21 protein-coding genes and 1 pseudogene are annotated in these 18280 nt (G+C 63.9%); 11 read left to right on the top strand and 11 right to left on the bottom strand.

Annotation, left to right across the window (positions count from 1 at the left end):
* Position 1: 1 nt before the first annotated feature.
* From L6D89_RS17640 to pdxJ, 11 genes are all read left to right on the top strand, one after another.
* Complete coding sequence (locus L6D89_RS17640; RefSeq protein ID WP_024765536.1) at positions 2 to 586, top strand: sigma-E factor negative regulatory protein; 585 nt, start codon at positions 2 to 4, stop codon at positions 584 to 586.
* A gap of 21 nt (positions 587 to 607) precedes the next feature.
* Entirely contained in the window at positions 608 to 1552 is a 945-nt protein-coding gene (locus tag L6D89_RS17635; protein ID WP_236171917.1) for a MucB/RseB C-terminal domain-containing protein, read from the top strand.
* On the top strand, positions 1549 to 2019 hold the full coding sequence (locus tag L6D89_RS17630; protein ID WP_236200654.1) for a SoxR reducing system RseC family protein: 471 nt from the start codon (positions 1549 to 1551) through the stop codon (positions 2017 to 2019). Before L6D89_RS17635 ends, L6D89_RS17630 begins: the two co-directional genes overlap by 4 nt.
* Before the next feature lie 36 nt (positions 2020 to 2055).
* Positions 2056 to 3477, top strand: a complete 1422-nt coding sequence (locus tag L6D89_RS17625; protein WP_236171914.1) for a DegQ family serine endoprotease — start codon at positions 2056 to 2058, stop codon at positions 3475 to 3477.
* Between the two features lie 147 nt (positions 3478 to 3624).
* Positions 3625 to 5424, top strand: a complete 1800-nt coding sequence (gene lepA / locus L6D89_RS17620) for a translation elongation factor 4 (protein WP_024765539.1) — start codon at positions 3625 to 3627, stop codon at positions 5422 to 5424.
* A 5-nt stretch (positions 5425 to 5429) separates the two neighbouring features.
* Complete coding sequence (gene lepB / locus L6D89_RS17615; protein WP_236200653.1) at positions 5430 to 6284, top strand: signal peptidase I; 855 nt, start codon at positions 5430 to 5432, stop codon at positions 6282 to 6284.
* Positions 6285 to 6428: 144 nt separating this feature from the next.
* Positions 6429 to 6806: a DUF4845 domain-containing protein gene (locus L6D89_RS17610; protein ID WP_236171911.1), complete on the top strand. Its 378-nt coding sequence runs from the start codon at positions 6429 to 6431 to the stop codon at positions 6804 to 6806.
* Positions 6803 to 7495, top strand: coding sequence for a ribonuclease III (gene rnc, locus L6D89_RS17605; RefSeq protein ID WP_275094688.1), 693 nt, complete (start codon positions 6803 to 6805; stop codon positions 7493 to 7495). Before L6D89_RS17610 ends, rnc begins: the two co-directional genes overlap by 4 nt.
* Positions 7488 to 8429 carry a GTPase Era gene (era, locus tag L6D89_RS17600; protein WP_236200652.1) on the top strand — a complete coding sequence of 314 codons (942 nt, stop codon included), beginning with the start codon at positions 7488 to 7490 and terminating at the stop codon, positions 8427 to 8429. Before rnc ends, era begins: the two co-directional genes overlap by 8 nt.
* A gap of 88 nt (positions 8430 to 8517) precedes the next feature.
* Positions 8518 to 9222 (top strand): DNA repair protein RecO, encoded by a 705-nt coding sequence (recO, locus tag L6D89_RS17595; RefSeq protein WP_236200651.1) that lies wholly within the window; start codon positions 8518 to 8520, stop codon positions 9220 to 9222.
* Complete coding sequence (gene pdxJ / locus L6D89_RS17590) at positions 9215 to 9958, top strand: pyridoxine 5'-phosphate synthase (protein WP_017517398.1); 744 nt, start codon at positions 9215 to 9217, stop codon at positions 9956 to 9958. The genes recO and pdxJ overlap by 8 nt, the downstream gene beginning before the upstream one ends.
* A gap of 158 nt (positions 9959 to 10116) precedes the next feature.
* Here the strand turns inward: pdxJ and cmoB are convergent, their stop codons facing one another.
* The 11 genes and pseudogenes from cmoB to L6D89_RS17535 form a co-directional block, all read right to left on the bottom strand.
* Positions 10117 to 11085, bottom strand: coding sequence for a tRNA 5-methoxyuridine(34)/uridine 5-oxyacetic acid(34) synthase CmoB (cmoB, locus tag L6D89_RS17585; RefSeq protein ID WP_236171906.1), 969 nt, complete (start codon positions 11083 to 11085; stop codon positions 10117 to 10119).
* Positions 11082 to 11822, bottom strand: coding sequence for a carboxy-S-adenosyl-L-methionine synthase CmoA (cmoA, locus tag L6D89_RS17580; protein WP_236200650.1), 741 nt, complete (start codon positions 11820 to 11822; stop codon positions 11082 to 11084). The genes cmoB and cmoA overlap by 4 nt, the downstream gene beginning before the upstream one ends.
* Before the next feature lie 113 nt (positions 11823 to 11935).
* Entirely contained in the window at positions 11936 to 12508 is a 573-nt protein-coding gene (locus L6D89_RS17575) for a hypothetical protein (protein WP_081517641.1), read from the bottom strand.
* A gap of 86 nt (positions 12509 to 12594) precedes the next feature.
* On the bottom strand, positions 12595 to 13341 hold the full coding sequence (locus L6D89_RS17570) for a substrate-binding periplasmic protein (protein ID WP_236200649.1): 747 nt from the start codon (positions 13339 to 13341) through the stop codon (positions 12595 to 12597).
* 1 nt (position 13342) lies between these two features.
* A complete protein-coding gene (locus tag L6D89_RS17565) occupies positions 13343 to 14017 on the bottom strand; it encodes a lysoplasmalogenase (RefSeq protein WP_236200648.1) in 675 nt (224 codons plus the stop codon).
* Between the two features lie 107 nt (positions 14018 to 14124).
* On the bottom strand, positions 14125 to 14520 hold the full coding sequence (locus L6D89_RS17560; RefSeq protein ID WP_236171896.1) for a protease inhibitor I42 family protein: 396 nt from the start codon (positions 14518 to 14520) through the stop codon (positions 14125 to 14127).
* A 501-nt stretch (positions 14521 to 15021) separates the two neighbouring features.
* On the bottom strand, positions 15022 to 16482 hold the full coding sequence (locus L6D89_RS17555; RefSeq protein WP_236200647.1) for a hypothetical protein: 1461 nt from the start codon (positions 16480 to 16482) through the stop codon (positions 15022 to 15024).
* A 2-nt stretch (positions 16483 to 16484) separates the two neighbouring features.
* Positions 16485 to 17093 carry a hypothetical protein gene (locus tag L6D89_RS17550; RefSeq protein WP_236200646.1) on the bottom strand — a complete coding sequence of 203 codons (609 nt, stop codon included), beginning with the start codon at positions 17091 to 17093 and terminating at the stop codon, positions 16485 to 16487.
* A 4-nt stretch (positions 17094 to 17097) separates the two neighbouring features.
* Positions 17098 to 17598, bottom strand: a complete 501-nt coding sequence (locus tag L6D89_RS17545) for a hypothetical protein (RefSeq protein ID WP_236200645.1) — start codon at positions 17596 to 17598, stop codon at positions 17098 to 17100.
* A complete protein-coding gene (locus L6D89_RS17540) occupies positions 17595 to 17981 on the bottom strand; it encodes a hypothetical protein (protein WP_236200644.1) in 387 nt (128 codons plus the stop codon). Before L6D89_RS17540 ends, L6D89_RS17545 begins: the two co-directional genes overlap by 4 nt.
* A gap of 1 nt (position 17982) precedes the next feature.
* A pseudogene (locus tag L6D89_RS17535) lies at positions 17983 to 18280 on the bottom strand (hypothetical protein); the annotation flags it as partial.

Below are 18280 nucleotides of genomic sequence, written 5' to 3'. Positions count from 1 at the left end.
TATGAGTCGTGAAGCCCTGCAGGAGTCGCTGTCCGCTGTTATGGATAACGAAGCGGATGAGCTGGAGCTGCGGCGTGTGCTTGCAGCCTGCGGCGAGGACGCCGAATTGCGGGCCACCTGGTCCCGTTACCAACTGGCCCGTGCAGTGATGCACCGTGAGCCGGCCATGCCCAAGCTGGACATTGCAGCTGCCGTCTCCGCCGCATTGGCCGATGAGGCCGTACCGGCGCCGCGCAGTCGCAATCCCTGGCGCAACGTTGGCCGCCTGGCCGTCGCCGCCTCGGTGACCCTGGCCGTGCTGGCCGGTGTGCGCATGTACCACCAGGATGACAGTGTTGCCAACGGCCTTGCCCAGCAAGGCGCCACTCCGCAGATCGCCCTGCCGCAAGTGCAAGGCCCGGCGGTATTGGCAGGCTACACTCAGGACGAGGCGCCGCAGGTGATCACCAATGCCCAGGGCGGGCAGACCACCTGGCACGAGCAGCGTCTTCCGGGTTACCTGCGTCAGCACGCGCAGCAGTCCGCCGTCAGCGGCACCGACAGCGCCCTGCCTTACGCACGCGCCGCGAGCCTGGAAAGCCGCTGATTTGCGACCTTAAGGAGCGACATGCGCGCTACGACAGCACTGTTGTTCTTCCTCGGCGGTCTGCTGGCATTGCCAGTCCAGGCCGCCGATGCGTTGGACTGGATCAAGCGCCTCTCCGAGGCTGATCAGCAACAGAACTTCCAGGGTACCTTCATCTACGAGCGCAGCGGAGCCTTCACCACCCACGATGTCTGGCATCGTGTGGAGAGCGATGGCTCCGTGCGCGAGCATCTGGTCCAGGTCGATGGGCCGCGCCAGGAAGTGGTGCGCGTCGATGGCGCTACCCAGTGCGTAGGTGGGGGGATGTCGGGCCAGGTGTCGACCGGCGAGATGTGGCCGGCACGCAAGCTCAATCCGACCGATCTGTCCGCCTACTATGACGTTCGCGTCGCCGGCGAGTCGCGCATTGCCGACCGCCCGGCAGTGGTGCTGGCGGTGATCCCGCGTGACCAGCATCGCTACGGATTCGAGCTGCACCTGGACAAGCAGACCGGCTTGCCGCTCAAGTCCCTGCTGCTCAACGACAAGGGCCAGATCATCGAGCGCCTGCAATTCACCCGCATCGACATGGCGGCGCCGGACGACGGCGAGCTGCAGCCGAGCTCGGCATGCAAGCCGGTGAAGGAAGCGAAGGTCGCCGAAGTGAAGACCAACTGGCACTCCGAATGGGTGCCGCCGGGCTTCACCCTGAACAGCACGCTGCAGGAACGCAGCCCGGTTTCCAATGACCAGGTGCTTTGCCTGGCCTATGGCGACGGCCTGGCGCGCTTCTCGGTGTTCCTCGAGCCGCTGCATGGCGCCAAGGTCGATGATGCCCGCACCCAGTTGGGCCCGACCACTGTGGTGTCGAGGCGGTTCGCCAGCGAAGACGGCGGCACCATGGTGACAGTCGTCGGCGAGATACCCAGTGGTACTGCCGAGCGCGTGGCGTTGTCCATGCGGCCATCGGGAGCCCAGCCTCAGTGATCCAGGAGCGGGGGAGGGTGATTGCGGTCGAGCCTGGTGCTGTCCAGGTCGAAACGCTGCGCCGCTCCACCTGCTCGGGATGTTCAGCCAACGCCGCTTGCGGTCATGGGCTGGGTGAGCGACTGGGGCTTCTCCAGCGGCGTGGCCGCGTAACCACGTCGATCCCCTGGAGTCCGGCTTCATCGAGCCTTAAGCCAGGCGATGAAATCCTGCTTGGCATGGACGAAGAGCTTCTGCTCAAGAGCGCCCTGCTTTTCTATCTTTCCCCACTGATCGGACTGTTCGCGCTGGCGCTGCTGGCGGCATGCTTCGATCTGAGGGAACCTCTCATCATCGTGGCCGGGCTGGCGGGATTTCTGCTGACCTGGCTGCTGGTGCGTCACTACGCGCGACGCCATACGGATGATCCGGCGATGCAACCGGTTGTGCTGCGTGCGCTGGTCGGTGGGCCGCCCGGCCCTGTTTAGTGATCTTCCCAATCAACATCACGGGAGCTGTAGTCAATGCAAACCCTGAAACGCAGCATGGCTGCGCTGGTCGCCCTGCTGGCCCTGAGCCTGTCGGTCACCGCGCGGGCTGAACTACCGGACTTTACGCCGCTGGTCGAGAAGGCTTCGCCGGCGGTGGTCAACATCAGTACCACGCAGAAGCTTCCCGATCGCTCCAACGCGCAGATGGGCATTCCGGACCTCGACGGCCTGCCGCCGGGCCTGCGCGAATTCTTCGAACGCAGCATTCCCCGCGGCCAGGGGCAGGCGCCCCGTGGCCAGCAGCGTGAAGCCCAGTCGCTGGGCTCGGGCTTCATCATTTCCGATGATGGCTACATCCTCACCAACAACCATGTGGTGGCCGACGCTGACGAGATCCTCGTGCGCCTGTCCGATCGCAGCGAGCACAAGGCCAAGCTGGTCGGTGCCGATCCGCGCAGCGATGTGGCCGTGCTGAAAATCGACGCCAAGGGTCTGCCGACGCTCAAGCTGGGCGATTCCGACAAGCTGAAGGTCGGTGAGTGGGTGCTGGCCATCGGTTCGCCGTTCGGCTTCGATCACTCGGTGACGGCCGGTATCGTCAGCGCCAAGGGCCGTAGCCTGCCGAACGAGAACTACGTGCCGTTCATCCAGACCGACGTGGCGATCAACCCGGGTAACTCCGGCGGCCCGCTGCTGAACCTGCAGGGTGAAGTGGTGGGCATCAACTCGCAGATATTCACTCGTTCCGGCGGCTTCATGGGGCTTTCGTTCGCGATCCCGATCGATGTGGCGCTGAACGTCGCCGATCAGCTCAAGGCTGGCGGCAAGGTCAACCGTGGCTGGCTGGGCGTGGTGATCCAGGAAGTGAACAAGGATCTGGCTGAGTCCTTCGGCCTCGACAAGCCGGCCGGCGCGCTGGTGGCGCAGTTGGTGGAAGATGGCCCGGCAGCCAAGGGCGGCCTGCAGGTGGGGGACGTGATCCTCAGCCTGAATGGCCAGACCATCAACGAATCCGCCGACCTGCCGCACCTGGTGGGCAACATGAAGCCCGGCGACAAGGCGTCCCTGGAAGTCATCCGTGACAATAAGCGCCAGACCCTGAGCATGACCATCGGCAGCCTGCCGGACGACGACGATGCCGTTGCCGCGGTCGAAGGCAAGGGCGCCGAGCGCAGCAGCAACCGCATGGGCGTGACCGTGGCGGAGCTGACTGCCGAGCAGCGCAAGTCCCTGGATATCAAGGGCGGTGTGGTGATCAAGGAAGTGCAGGGTGGACCGGCGGCGATGATCGGCCTGCGTGCGGGCGACGTCATCACCCACCTGAACAACCGTGCAGTGGATTCTTCGAAAACCTTCAGCGAAATCGCCAAGGCGCTGCCGAAGGATCGTTCGATCTCCATGCGCGTGCTGCGCCAGGGCCGTGCGAGCTTCATCACCTTCAAGCTGACCGAATAAGGTTGGCGCACCGAAAAAGGGCGGTCTCGACCGCCCTTTTTCATGCCTGACCGTCCGGCGCGGCGTGACGCCCCTGGCTGTATTCAGGTAAACTCCCCGGCTATTTTTCGGCGGACCGCCGCCTTCAGCCTTCCGAGTGTGTTCGCCGTGAGTGACCTGAGTCATATCCGCAATTTCTCCATCATCGCCCACATCGACCATGGCAAGTCGACGCTGGCAGACCGCTTCATCCAGATGTGCGGCGGCCTGTCCGACCGCGAGATGGAGGCCCAGGTTCTGGACTCCATGGACCTGGAGCGTGAGCGCGGCATCACCATCAAGGCGCACAGCGTCACCCTTCACTACAAGGCGAAGGACGGCAAGACCTACCAGCTGAACTTCATCGATACCCCCGGCCACGTCGACTTCACCTACGAAGTCAGCCGCTCGCTGGCCGCCTGCGAAGGCGCGCTGCTGGTGGTGGACGCAGGCCAGGGCGTGGAAGCGCAGTCGGTCGCCAACTGCTACACCGCCATCGAGCAGGGCCTGGAAGTGATGCCCGTGCTGAACAAGATGGACCTGCCGCAGGCCGACCCGGACCGCGTGAAGGACGAGATCGAAAGCATCATCGGCATCGACGCCACTGACGCCGTAGCCTGCTCGGCCAAGAGCGGCATGGGCGTGGAAGATGTACTGGAGCGCCTGGTCACCGCCATCCCGGCGCCCGAAGGCGAGATCGACGCCCCGCTGCAGGCGCTGATCATCGACTCCTGGTTCGACAACTACCTGGGCGTGGTCTCGCTGGTGCGCGTCAAGCACGGCCGGGTGAAGAAAGGCGACAAGATCCTGGTGAAGTCCACCGGGAAGGTCCACCAGGTGGACAGCGTCGGCGTCTTCACCCCCAAGCACACCGAGACTCCGGACCTCAAGGCCGGCGAAGTGGGCTTCATCATCGCCGGCATCAAGGACATTCTCGGTGCCCCGGTGGGCGACACCCTGACCCTGAACAACACGCCCGACGTGGACGTGCTGCCGGGCTTCAAACGCATCAAGCCGCAGGTCTACGCCGGCCTGTTCCCGGTCAGCTCCGATGACTTCGAAGACTTCCGCGAAGCCCTGCAGAAGCTGACCCTGAACGACGCCGCGCTGCAGTACGAGCCGGAAAGCTCCGAGGCCCTGGGCTTCGGCTTCCGTATCGGTTTCCTCGGCATGCTGCACATGGAGATCATCCAGGAGCGCCTGGAGCGCGAATACGACCTGGACCTGATTACCACCGCACCGACCGTGATCTTCGAGATCGTGCAGAAGAACGGCGACATCCTCTATGTCGACAACCCGTCCAAGCTGCCCGACCTCTCGTCCATCGATGAAATGCGCGAGCCGATCTGCCGCGCGACGATTCTTGTGCCTCAGGAGCACCTGGGCAACGTCATTACCCTGTGCATCGAGAAGCGTGGCGTCCAGCGCGACATGCACTTCCTCAGCGGCCAGGTCCAGGTGATCTACGACCTGCCAATGAACGAAGTGGTGCTGGACTTCTTCGACCGCCTGAAGTCCACCAGCCGTGGCTATGCTTCGCTGGACTACAGCTTCGATCGCTTCGAGCCGGCCAACCTGGTGCGTCTCGATGTGCTGATCAACGGCGAGAAGGTCGACGCCCTCGCTCTGATCGTCCACCGTGACAACGCCCCCTACAAGGGCCGTCAACTGGTGGAGAAGATGAAGGAATTGATTCCGCGGCAGATGTTCGACGTCGCGATTCAGGCAGCCATCGGCGGGCAGATCATCGCTCGTTCGACGGTCAAGGCGCTCAGGAAGAACGTGCTGGCTAAGTGCTACGGTGGTGACGTGAGCCGTAAGCGCAAGCTGCTGGAGAAGCAGAAGGCCGGTAAGAAAAGGATGAAGCAGGTCGGTAGCGTGGAGATTCCGCAGGAAGCCTTCCTCGCTGTGCTCAAAGTGGACAGTTGAACCCTATGACCCTGAATTTCCCGCTGTTGCTGGTGATTGCCGTCGCAGTTTGCGGCGTTCTCGCCCTGGTGGACCTGGTGCTGTTCGCACCGCGCCGCCGGGCAGCCATTTCCGCCTACGAGGGCACGGTCGGCGAGCCCGACCCGGAAGTGCTGGAGAAGCTCAACAAGGAGCCGGTGCTCGTCGAGTACGGCAAGTCGTTCTTCCCGGTGCTGTTCATCGTACTGGTGCTGCGTTCGTTCCTGGTCGAGCCGTTCCAGATTCCGTCCGGCTCGATGAAGCCGACGCTGGAAGTGGGTGATTTCATCCTGGTGAACAAGTTTGCCTACGGCATCCGCCTGCCGGTGCTGGACACCAAGGTGATCCCGGTGGGAGACCCGCAGCGTGGCGATGTCATGGTGTTCCGCTATCCCAGCGACCCGAACATCAACTACATCAAGCGGGTCATCGGCGTGCCGGGTGACACCATCCGCTACACCAGCGACAAGCGCCTGTACATCAACGACCAGGCCGTGGCCGAGTCGCTGGTGGGCGAGGAGCCGGGCACCCTGGGCAGCGTGACCCTGTACCAGGAGAAGCTGGGCACCGTGGAGCACATGATCCGCAAGGAAATGACCCGCTTCCGCATCGAGCCGGGCAAGCAGTGGAAAGTGCCGGCCGGCCATTACTTCATGATGGGCGACAACCGCGACAACTCCAACGACAGCCGCTACTGGAACGATCCGAAGATTCCGAAGGAGCTGCTGGGCATGGTTCCGGACCGCAATATCGTCGGCAAGGCGTTCGCGGTCTGGATGAGCTGGCCGGACCCGAAGATGCGTAACATGCCGAATTTCTCGCGAGTTGGTGTGATTCACTAAACTTGTGAGACGGTCCAGGCCGGCAACGCTGGAACGATGCTAGAAAAAAGGGCGGGGCTGCACGCGGGGAGCGAGGCAGCCCCGCTTTACTTGGACCCGCCGCGCCTGGCGGGCAAATAAGAAAGATACCGACATGAGGTCGATATGACGTACGCACGTTCGCAGAAGGGAATGTCGTTGCTGGGTTGGCTGGTCGTGCTTGCCGTCGTGGCATTCCTTGCCAGCGCCGCGTTCAAGATCATTCCGCACTACATGGACTACTACGCCATCGAGAAGGCCGTTACTTCGGTGGAAACCGACAAGGCCGCGGAAGTGCACTCGGTTCCGGAGTTCTACGCCTATGTGAACAAGGCGCTGATGCTCAACAACATCCGTGACCTCAATCTGGAAGATGCCCTGGACGTGAAGCTCGAGAACAACGAGTTCCGCGCCCACCTGAAATACGAAAAACGCGAGCCACTGGTACAGAACATCGACCTGGTGGTGAAATTTGACAAAGAATTCCGTGTACGAATGCCGTGAGTAACAACAGCCTGGATCGACTCGAGCGCAAGCTTGGCTACACCTTCCGCGACCAGGACCTGATGGTCCTGGCGCTGACCCATCGCAGTTTCGCCGGGCGCAACAACGAGCGCCTGGAGTTCCTCGGTGACGCCATCCTCAACTTCGTCATCGGCGAAGCTCTGTTCACCCACTTTCCCCAGGCCCGCGAAGGCCAGCTGTCACGCCTGCGCGCGCGACTGGTGAAAGGCGAGACCCTGGCCCTGCTGGCTCGCGGTTTCGAAATCGGGGATTACCTGCGACTGGGCTCGGGCGAGCTGAAGAGCGGCGGTTTCCGTCGCGAGTCGATCCTGGCAGACGCCATGGAGGCGCTGATCGGCGCCATTTATCTGGACACCGGCATGGACTCCGCCCGCGAGCGGATCATGGCCTGGCTCGGCCCGCAGTTGCGCGAGTTGACCCCGGTGGATACCAACAAGGATCCCAAGACCCGCCTGCAGGAGTTCCTGCAGTCGCGCGGGTGCGAACTGCCGCGTTACGACGTGGTGGATATCCAGGGCGAGCCGCATTGCCGCACCTTCTTCGTCGAGTGCGAGGTTGCCCTGTTGAATGACAAGACCCATGGTCACGGCGGCAGCCGCCGTATCGCCGAGCAGGTGGCCGCTGCCGCCGCCCTGGCGGCCCTGGGCGTGGAGAATGGCCATGAATGATCACGAGCAAGACCAGCACGACCCATCCGAGCAAGATGAAGCAGGAGTCGTTCGCTGCGGCTACGTCGCGATCGTTGGTCGCCCCAACGTCGGCAAATCGACCCTGCTCAACCATATCCTCGGGCAGAAACTGGCGATTACCTCGCGCAAGCCGCAGACCACCCGCCACACCCTGCTGGGCATCAAGACCGAGGGTGATGTACAGGCGGTGTATGTCGACACCCCTGGCCTGCACAAGGACAACGACAAGGCGCTCAACCGCTACATGAACCGTTCGGCCAGTGCCGCGCTGAAGGACGTCGATGTGGTGATCTTCGTCGTCGACCGCAACCGCTGGACCGACGAAGACCAGATGGTCTACGACAAGGTCAAGTACGTGAGCTGCCCGGTCCTGCTGGCGGTGAACAAGGTTGACCGCATGGAAGACAAGGGCGACCTGCTGCCGCATCTGCAGTGGCTGGCCGAACAGCTGCCGAACGCCGAAGTCGTGCCGATTTCCGCCCAACACGGGCAGAACCTTGACGTGCTGGAGTCCCTGGTGGCCGAGCGCCTGCCGGAGAGCGAGCACTTCTTCCCGGAAGACCAGATCACCGACCGCAGCAGCCGCTTTCTTGCCGCCGAACTGGTGCGCGAGAAGATCATGCGCCAACTCGGCGCCGAGCTGCCGTACCAGGTCACCGTGGAGATCGAGGAGTTCAAGCAGGACGGTCCTATCCTGCACATCCATGCGCTGATCCTGGTCGAACGCGACGGCCAGAAGAAGATCATCATCGGCGAGAAGGGCGAGCGCATCAAAAGCATCGGCCAGAACGCGCGCAAGGACATGGAAGTGCTGTTCGATTCCAAGGTCATGCTCAACCTCTGGGTGAAAGTGAAGGGCGGCTGGTCCGACGACGAGCGCGCACTGCGTTCGCTGGGCTACGGCGACCTCTGACCCTCGGCGCCCCGCGATCTTTCGCGGGGCGCACCCTTCGGGCGCCTGAGGGCGTCCGCCTCCCGACTTCCACTCCAGGCGTAGCGCCATGAGCCTCGCTTCCACTGCCCAAGCCGCCTTCGTCCTGCACAGCCGTCCCTACAAGGAAACCAGCGCGCTGGTGGATTTCTTCACCCCGCAGGGGCGTCTGCGTGCTGTGCTGCGCGGCGCGCGGGGCAAGGCCGGTGCGCTGGCGCGGCCGTTCGTGCCGCTGGAAGCCGAGTTCCGCGGGCGCAGCGAGCTGAAGAATGTCGTGCGCCTGGAACCCCATGGCATTCCCAATCTGCTCAGTGGCGAGGCGCTGTTCAGCGGCCTGTACCTGAACGAGCTGATGATCCGCCTGCTGCCGGCGGAAGACCCGCATCCCGTGCTGTTCGAGCACTACCGCGCGACCCTGCCACTGCTGGCGGCTGGCAGGCCGCTGGAGCCGCTGCTGCGCTCCTTCGAATGGCGCCTGCTGGACGACCTGGGCTATGGTTTTTCCCTGGACACCGATATCGTCGGCCAGAGCGTCGCCCCCGACGGTCTCTACCGCCTGCTGCCCGACTCGGGCCTCGAGCCGGTCGGCAGCCTGCAGCCGGGCCTGTTCCATGGTGCCGACCTGCTGGCCATGGCCGAAGCCGACTGGAGTGCCCCCGGTGCCCTGGCGGCAGCCAAGCGCCTGATGCGCCAGGCTCTGGCGCCCCATCTTGGCGGCCGACCGCTGGTCAGCCGCGAGCTCTTCATGAATCGCAAGGACAACTCCCGTGACTGAAGCCAACCGTATCCTGCTCGGCGTGAACATCGACCACGTCGCCACCCTGCGCCAGGCCCGCGGCACCCGTTATCCCGACCCGGTGAAAGCCGCGCTGGACGCCGAGGAAGCCGGCGCCGATGGCATCACCGTGCACCTGCGCGAGGACCGCCGGCACATCCAGGACCGCGACGTGCGCGTGCTCGCCGAAGTGCTGCAGACGCGCATGAACTTCGAGATGGGCGTCACCGAGGAGATGATGAAGTTCGCCGAGATCATCCGCCCGGCCCATGTCTGCCTGGTGCCGGAAACCCGCCAGGAGCTGACCACCGAAGGCGGCCTGGACGTCGCTGGCCAGGAAGCACGCATCCGCGAAGCGGTGCAGCGCCTGGCGGCCGCCGGTTGCGAAGTGTCGCTGTTCATCGATCCGGACCAGCGTCAGATCGAGGCTTCTGCACGTATTGGTGCGCCGGCCGTCGAGTTGCACACCGGCCGCTACGCCGATGCACACAACCCGGCTGAAGCCGCCCATGAGCTGGCGCGCATCCGTGATGGTGTGGAGTTCGGTCTGTCCCACGGGCTGATCGTCAACGCCGGCCACGGCCTGCACTACCACAACGCCGAGCCGGTAGCGGCGATCGCCGGGATCAACGAGCTGAACATCGGCCACGCCATCGTTGCCCACGCGCTGTTCGTCGGCTTCAAGCAGGCGGTTGCCGAGATGAAGGCGCTGATCGTGGCAGCGGCGAATCGCTGAGTGTTGCCGGCTTTGCTTCGCGAGCAAGCTCGCTCCTACACGGGGCCGAGCTTGCTTGCGAACCGCTGAACCTAGGCTCGCAGGGCGAATAATGCTTCAGGCGTTATGCACCCTGTGACAGCCGCTCTTCGTAGGAGCGAGCTTGCTCGCGAACCGATCTAGGGTTTACGCGCCACCAGTGTGGCGCGCAGCGGCGCCGGCAGGCCTTCGATGGTGCGGCCATGGTCGTCCGGATCGAGGAAGTCCGGCAGCGACTGGTAGCGCATCCACTCGGTCGCTCGCTGTTCTTCCACCGAGGTGCGGCTGATGTCCACGCTGCGCACGTCGGTGAATCCGGCGCGGCGCAGCCACAGCTCCAGCGCCGGCACTGACGGCAGGAACCACACGTTGCGCATCTGCGCGTAGCGGTCCTCGGGCACCAGCACGGTGTTCACGTCGCCTTCCACCACCAGGGTTTCCAGCACCAGTTCGCCTCCCTTGCGCAGGCAATCTTTCAGCGCGAGCAGGTGGTCGATGGGCGAGCGGCGGTGGTAGAGCACGCCCATGGAGAACACGGTGTCGAAGCCTTCGAGCTTCTCGGGCAGGTCTTCCAGGGCGAGGGGCAGGTGCCAGGCCGGCAGGTCCGGAAGGTAACGCTTCATGGCGAGGAACTGGCAAAAGAACAGCCAGTTGGGATCGACGCCCACCACACTGCGCGCGCCGGCGCCGAGCATGCGCCACTGGTAGTAGCCGTTGCCACAGCCGACATCCAGCACGCGCTTGCCGGTCAGATCGAGGTGCGGCGAGACGCGCTGCCATTTCCAGTCCGAGCGCCATTCGGTGTCGATATGCACACCGAACAGGTGGAACGGACCTTTGCGCCAGGGAATCAGCCCTTGCAGGGCCAGCTTGAGCTGGTCGCGGGTGGCCTCGTCGCAGGCGCCTTCCAGATTGAAGCGTTCGCGCAGTTCGATGGCGGCAGGCTGCAGTTCGGGCAGACGATCCACCGCCGCCAGCCAGCGCTCCAGGTCACCGTGGCCATCGTCGACCTTGGCAGCCAGTTGCGCGGGTAGCGTGGCAGCCCAGGGTTCCAGCGGTGTGCCGGCCAGTTCAAGGCAGAGGCGGTCGAGGTCGAAGCGTTCGATCATGGCAGGGCAATCAGGGAAGCGAAGTTGAGGCACTGGAACCAGGGCACGACCTTGGAGAATCCGGCGGCCAGCAGGCGCTCGCGGTGGGTTTCCAGGGTGTCGGGACGCATGACGTTCTCGATGGCGGTGCGCTTCTGGGCGATTTCCAGTTCGCTGTAGCCATTGGCGCGCTTGAAGTCGATGTGCAGGTCGGTGAGTAGCTCGTGCTCCTGTTCGTCGGCGAAGCGCAGTTTTTCCGAGAGGATCAGCGCACCGCCCGGGAGCAGGGCGCTGTGCAGCCGGGCAAGCAGTTCCAGGCGTTGTGCGGGGGCGATGAACTGCAGGGTGAAGTTCAGCGCGATCAGCGAGCAGGGCTTGAGGTCCAGGGTGAGGATGTCCGCCTCGATCAGTTCGACCGGCAACAGCTCCTGGTGCATGGCATCCTGGGCGCGCAGGTATTCACCGCAGCGCTCGATCATCGGCGCGGAGTTGTCGACGCCGATGACGCGGCAGCCATCGGTCTTCACGTGGCGGCGCAGTGCCTGGGTCACGGCGCCCAGTGAGCAGCCGAGGTCGTAGAGCACACTGTTCGGCGCTGCGAAGCGCGCACCGAGCACGCCGATGTTCTCGACGATGGTGGGGTAGCCCGGCACCGATCGCTTGATCATGTCCGGGAAGACGCGCACCACGTCCTCGTTGAAGGTGAAGTCGGGAACCTGGGCTTTCGGCTGGGCGAAGATGCGGTCGGATTCGCTCACGCTGGATGGGGCCTCGTTACGCTGAACAGGCAACAGGGCGCGGCGCGCCCGGTGTGCCGGGGCGCGCATTGTAGCCGAGGCGCGAAGTGCGCCCAAGCGTCAGCCGATAAGGGTCACTTGAGCTGGTCGGAGAAGTATTCGCCGGCGCCCTGCAGTGGGCCGAGGGGGTTCTTCTTGTCTTCCATGCGGCGGATATTCGGCTCGCCGTTGCTGGTCTTGTGCACCACCACGTCATCGATCAGCACGAACACCGGGCGGAACGACCAGCCCTGCACCTGGCGGCGCTTGCGGAAGTTGAAGATGTCGGCCCAGAAGCTGCCGACGCGCTGGCTGTCGGTCTTGTTGAAGTCGAAGGCGTACCCCACGCAGCGGTCCTTGGCCTGCAGGCAGGTCACCAGGCCGTCGGGCAGGTAGTCGATGGGGATATTCGGCTGCACGAAGAGCAGGCGCACATCGATGAACGACAACATTTTGGCATTGCCCTGGGACAGCGGATCGAAGCCCAGCGCGTAGAGCTGCGACTTGGTGGTCTTGCCAGGATCAACCTGGTTGTAGCGGCTCTGTGCATCCTGGTAATCCAGGAATGGTGATTGCACTTCCGCGCGTTCGCTGGGCAGCAGGCTGCCACAGGCCGAGAGAGTCAGGCAGGCTCCCAGCAACAACATCGAGCGAACTACTGCACGCATGGAGCTCCCCTTTTCCCAGTCTCTTATGATTGATCTATAGCCGATGACAGAGGGCTCTGCCGGACTTTTCTCACGCCTTCGCAGGACTAGTCAACGGCGATGCCATAACCCTGCATCAGGGGCTTCCACTGGTCGTTGCGGCGCAGCTCGCGCAGGCCTTCGTCGAGGTCGCTCAGGCGCTCCTGCACAGCCTCCAGGCGCGGATTGAGAGCAACGTACATAGGGCGTTTATCGGCGAGCTCGCCGACGGCTTTAATGCTCCCCGACAGGCCATGACGGTGCAGGTAGTGTTCGACGATCTGGCTGTCCTCGAGCAGCACCGTGATGCGCCCCAGCAGCAGTTTCTGGATATTGCGTTCGAGCACTTTCTCGCCGCTGAGTACCTGTACCTGCTCATGATTGGAGAGGTGCCGGTCGCGCCAGGCGTCGAGTTCCCTGCCGTACGAATAACCCTGCGCCAGGCCGATGGACTGGCTGCTCAGCGAGGTCGGGCCCTGCCAGGTCCAGGGGTTGTCCTTGCGTACATAGAAGCGCATGGTCACCCAGCCGATGGGCTCCTCGCCGATCAGCAGTTCCTCGGACTCTTCGCTGTATGCGCCGACTACGCCGTCGACCAGGCCTTCGCGAGCCATCTGCAGGGCGCGCGGCCAGGGCAGGGGTTCGAACAGCGGTGGTTGCGGCAACACCTGGCCGAGGGCTTCGAGGAGGAAGCCGGGCTTTTCCGGATTGTCCGGGCAGAGGTAGGGGCACCAATCGTCGCCGGCCAGGCGCAGGGGCTCGGCGCTGGCCAGCGCCGAGCAGAGGAGCAGCAGCGGTGAAGCGATTCGCAGCATGTCAGGCCCGGGAAGTGGTTTGTCCTTCCGAGTATGGCAGAGCGATATGACGGGATGTGACCGACGCGGCGATACCGAACTGGCCGAGCCAGTAGGTGAGCATGATGGCGTAGGAGGAGCCATCGAAGGCGGCGACGAAGCGGCTGATGCCGATCATCGAATCGGAGCTGACGAACAGCAGTGCGCCGAGGGCGGCGAATATCCGGCTGGCATTGGCGATCGAGGGCACGCCAAGTCGGGCAATGGCACGCCAGAGCATCGCGCTGATGGTCAGGCTGTACAGTGCAATGGGTAGCAGCAGGGGGCCGAGACCACGGCTGTAGAGCAGGGCGAACAGGGCGCCGCCCACGCCGCCTGAGATCAGCAGGCCTAGCGGGGCTGGGCGGCGGGTGTCGCCCAGGTAGGCGACGAGGTAGGCCAGATGCGCGAGCAGGAAGGCGGCCAGGCCGGGGACGAAGGCATTGATCGGCCATTCCAGCAGGATGTCGCCGAGCATCGACAGCACCAGGCCGATGGCGACCCAGCGGCGATAGCCGTCAGCCGGGGTACCGAGGATCCAGAACAGCATGGCCAGCACCGGCAGCGGTTTGCACAGCATGCGCAGGATGGGCAGGTCGAAGGTCACGGCAAACAGGTAGGCGGCACCGCCGATCAGTGCCAAGAGTGCCCAGCGCATGGGGATCCCTCCGGAGGAAATGAACGCCCACTGTGCCGCAGCGCCGCGCCCGGCCTACAGGCCGAAGGCGCCAGCGCGAGCGGCTTATGGCGCCGGGTATCGCCGCATTACTTCACGGCGATGGGGCAGACGAAAGTCTGCGCGGGGGCCACTTCTGCTTCCCACGGCCGGCGGTAGGCCAGTTCCAGGGTGTCCTCGCCGGCGGCGGTCACGCGGAAGCGCCAGGTGGATTCGCCGGCGCTGCCGACCAGGCCTGCGTCTTCCGGGTTGCTGTAGACCTCTGGTCCGAGGGCGCGCAGCAGGCCGTTGGCGGCGTTGCGCAGTTCCCAGCGGAAGCCGGTGGTGGGGTTGCTCGGCAGGATCAGCACAAGCTCCTGGCCGGTGTGCAGTTTCAGTGGTTTGCAGTCGCTGGCGTCTTCCAGGGTGACCACGGGTTTGCTCTGTCCGGCGCAGCCGGCGAGCAGGGCCAGGGTGAGGGGCAGCAATGGGCGGTACGACGGCATGACGGCTCCTGGGAGGGGGACAGGTTGGGCCGCAGGATAACGCAATCGGGGTTTCAAGCGGACTTTGTCCGTTTTGTGTGCTGTTGGGGTATTGGTATTTCCGCGCCGCTGCGGAGTGTGCTGATGTTTTATGTTTCGCCCCCTCGGGCGACCCACTTTGGCAAACGCCCCAAAGTGGGCAAAGGTCTTGCCCCGGACATCCGGTTTTTCGCTTGGGGCGAAAAATACCCTCGTTGAAGCGGGGTTTCAGGGGCACGCTGCGAAGGGCCATCCTTGGCCCATCGCAGCTCTCGCGACATCCATGTCGCTCAACCCCTGAAACCCCGCTTCAACGAGGCCTCCTGAACGGGGCAGTTCGGAGTGTGTGGTGGTTTCTCTGGAGCCAAAGCCGAGGCAGAGGTGTAAGCGCGCGCCGTTTTTGGCACTGCCTTGCGAGATGCTTGGCACTGCCTTCCGCCGCTCAGTCCGCCCGATGTTTGCACGACAATTGGCACCGCCGCCTCACACCCACCCGAAGGTCGGCTGATCGAGATGGCGCAGAACCTGATGCGTTACTGGGTTGAAGCTCGCCAGGTCAAGCCCTGCGCTCTGTCCCTCGGATGTTGTGTAGCTGAATGGCTCGCCGTGAACCCCGCTCGGCGTCAGTGCCGAGGAGTAGTACCGCAGCTCCGGGACAAAGACGGTCGTGACGTTCTCCGGGTATCGCAGCAGGACTTCGACCGCGAGATTGGAAACCCCCGCGAAGGTCAGCAGAGGGTGGACGCTGCGAAAGCCCCCTGAGGGGTAGGCATACATGGCCGGAATCAAGGCGGGGATAGCGTCGTCTTCTGGCGCACTGAAGTAACCAATCTCGTCAATGCCTCCAGGTGTATCGCTGCTGCCCGCCTGGCTCTGCACCTCCATTTGGCCGAATGTCGTGCGCATCGTGCCGCTGTCCACTGTGCGCTCGCCATTCTCGCCATAAGCTGTAGCGTCGCTGGATAGCTGGGAGCTAGCGGACACCGACAAAGAAACGCCGCCGCCAGAGATTTCATAGGTGTAGTCGTAGCTCTCCTGCTTGGACGATATGAACACCATGTCAGCGCCGCCCCCTGTTACGGAGGCCGTGCGCGTAACGGTGCCCACCGCGCGGGCGGTAAAGCGCAGAACTTCCGCCTCGCCCGACTCCCCATACCAAGCCCAGTAGTCGGAGGCGATGGAGTAGTCGCACAGGAATTCCCCTACGCGCGCGCGGCTGATTCCGCCCCTGACAATGGTCCCCGGATCATCTCCAGGGTCGGCTGCAACGGTGATCCTGCCGCGACAGTCTTTACCACTGGCAAGAATGGTATGGCTGACGCCCAGGTTGTCGAAGGCCCCGGAAAAGCGCACCTCCAGAAGCGCGAGGGTTTCCTGCGCTGACAAGGTGGGCTGGTAGTTGCGATAGAGCCGCAGGATGACTCCTGTGCCATCCGGCCGACGATCAAGTACATCGACCTCCACCCCCGTGACGGGCTGGTCTGGAATGGGAATGTCCAACTCCGTGAAGGTCAACGTCAGTGTGCGCTCGGAGGTGGTCCAGAAGTTCGGAGCGTTCATCACTCCTACGCCGAAGCTCATCCTCAACAGCTGAGTCTCGTTGTCCGAGGTCACTGTGAGGCCAAAGTCGCCTACCTGACCTTCCAGCAGAACACGGCCTGCGTTGATTGCCTGGCCGCCATAGGCATACACGGCGCGCCCACCACGAGCAGCGCGGAGAACAGCGGCATTCCACCATTGTTCGTCCGGGTCGTCTGTCTCTACCAGAGAGACTGGCATTCCCATATCCCAGAGGAACGTCCAATGCGTGACGTTCGTGACCGGAACGGTCCGCCCGCTGGGCAGAGCTACCCACCCACCCGAGCCGTTCCAGGTGAGAGGGCCATGCCATGGCCAGCCCCACACGGCGATTTCAGGATCAAGCGGTGTATTCGGGAAGGCCATGATCAGCTCAGCGGCGGCACGCCGACCCACTGGGTCGGACCAGGATCACTGGGAACGACTGTCGCATAAGCCATCGTTGGGTCGCCGCCCTCGGCGGCGTACTCAATACCCTTGAAGGTCAGGCGGATGTCTTGGGTGATGGTGAGCCGCAGGAAGTCTTCGCCGACAGCGGCTGTAACACCTTCCGCCCCCTCGGGCATGGTGATGCCGCCCATGGGAAATGGAAACTTTACGTCCACCCGCGCGGTGACGGAGCGGCCGTTGATGGCCAGAACCTCCAGCACCAGGTCTTCGCGGATCACTGGCGAATCGGGAAGCTCAACCATCGCCAGGGCCTGCGCCCCTTCCAGGTCAAAGCCCACACTCAGGCTGACCAGGCGCGTCATGCGGTCGACTGCCTGAGTGGCGCTGACGTGGTTGATATCGGCATAGAGCCCTTTCGCGTTGCCCTTGACCAGTACCCAGTCTTCCGGGTGCTCGGCAGCGACCGCAAACCACAGCGAGCCGGTAGGGTTCTCGTCGGCATCCACCATGATGTAGTGCGCGCCAACGGAGGGCGGTGCTGTGCTGGGCCAGGTGGCGCCGGTTACGACGTGCGTGATGTTTGGCATAGGGTCACTCCTGCATGATCAATGTGTTGCCCTGGCCGTCGACCAGGGTATTGCCTGCGCCATCGGTCAGCACCGAGGCTGTTGGATCAGGGCCGGGACCGCCTTGCTCAAGCGCCGCAACACGCTCCGTCAGCGTATTGAGGGCTTGCTGCAATGCGTCGTTGTTCTGTTGCAGTTGGCCCTGGACCTGCTCGGCAGCGTCCAGGCGGGCCAGCACCTGGTTGAGAGCCCCTGCGGTAATGGTGCAGAACACCCGCGCGCCTTGTGCCCAGCTGCTCTCGACGCCCTCAACTGCGCGCACGATGGCGACGACAGAGCCTGTGCGCCTGGCCTTCACGACCTCCCAGCTGGACTGCTCTGCGGGGTCGGCGCTGTTAGTCAGCGTGAGCAGGTAGTCCACGCCCGCTGTGAGCCGCGCGACGGCCTCGGTACTTATTGGCAGTTGCAGCCCACCGAGTGCCAAAGGGGCCGTCAGGACTGCATCCAAGTTATTGAGGAACCTCATTTCTGCACCCCGTTCTTGAACTCAAAGGCCACGGGCGCGTTGTTCGCGTCGACCATGTGGATTTTCTTGAGGCTCTTCCAGCGTGCCCAGATCAAGCCGTCAGTGGTCGGAACCAGCACCGAGTCGAAGTACTCGCGCGTGGCGGCATCGGGCTCCGTAAGCGGGCTTGCTATGCCCCCGCCAACTGGCGCTGCGGGCGCGGCGTAGTCGGCCCGGCTTCGCTGGCCTGCCAGTGCGCCCCGCTGGGGAACTTGCGACAGGCGCCTCTCCTGGGTGTTGCTGTCCTGGATAGCGCGAAGGTCATCGATAAGGGCCTTACCGCTGGCGCGGCGGCTGGCCTCCATTGAGTTGCCGCTAGCGCGGCGGGCATCTGCTGCACTCATGTCAAAGCACCAGGTGGTCGTTGGGGATGCCGACCTGGTAGAGCCCAGCAACCGCGACCTTCCGCTCATCTCGCAGCTCGGCGGGAATCTCCGAGGCGGTGATGGTCATGCGGCGCGGGAACTCTTCCAGGTTGGGGTTGATGTCGTCGTCGCGGTTGTCGTAGTTGCCCGCGAAGCCGTCCAGGTCGTCGTCGTAGATCGGGCTTTCGTTGCGCATGCCCAACTGAGTAGGCAGGCCCGGATGCCCGATGTGGGTCGGCGCGGCGTCGACCACCGGCTTGGCCGGGACCGTCAGCGGG

The organism is Pseudomonas pseudonitroreducens, from assembly GCF_021603645.1.
Taxonomy (GTDB): Bacteria; Pseudomonadota; Gammaproteobacteria; order Pseudomonadales; family Pseudomonadaceae; genus Pseudomonas; species Pseudomonas pseudonitroreducens.
The sequence above is the reverse complement of the archived record's forward strand: the minus strand, read 5'-3'. Positions and strand labels throughout refer to the sequence as shown.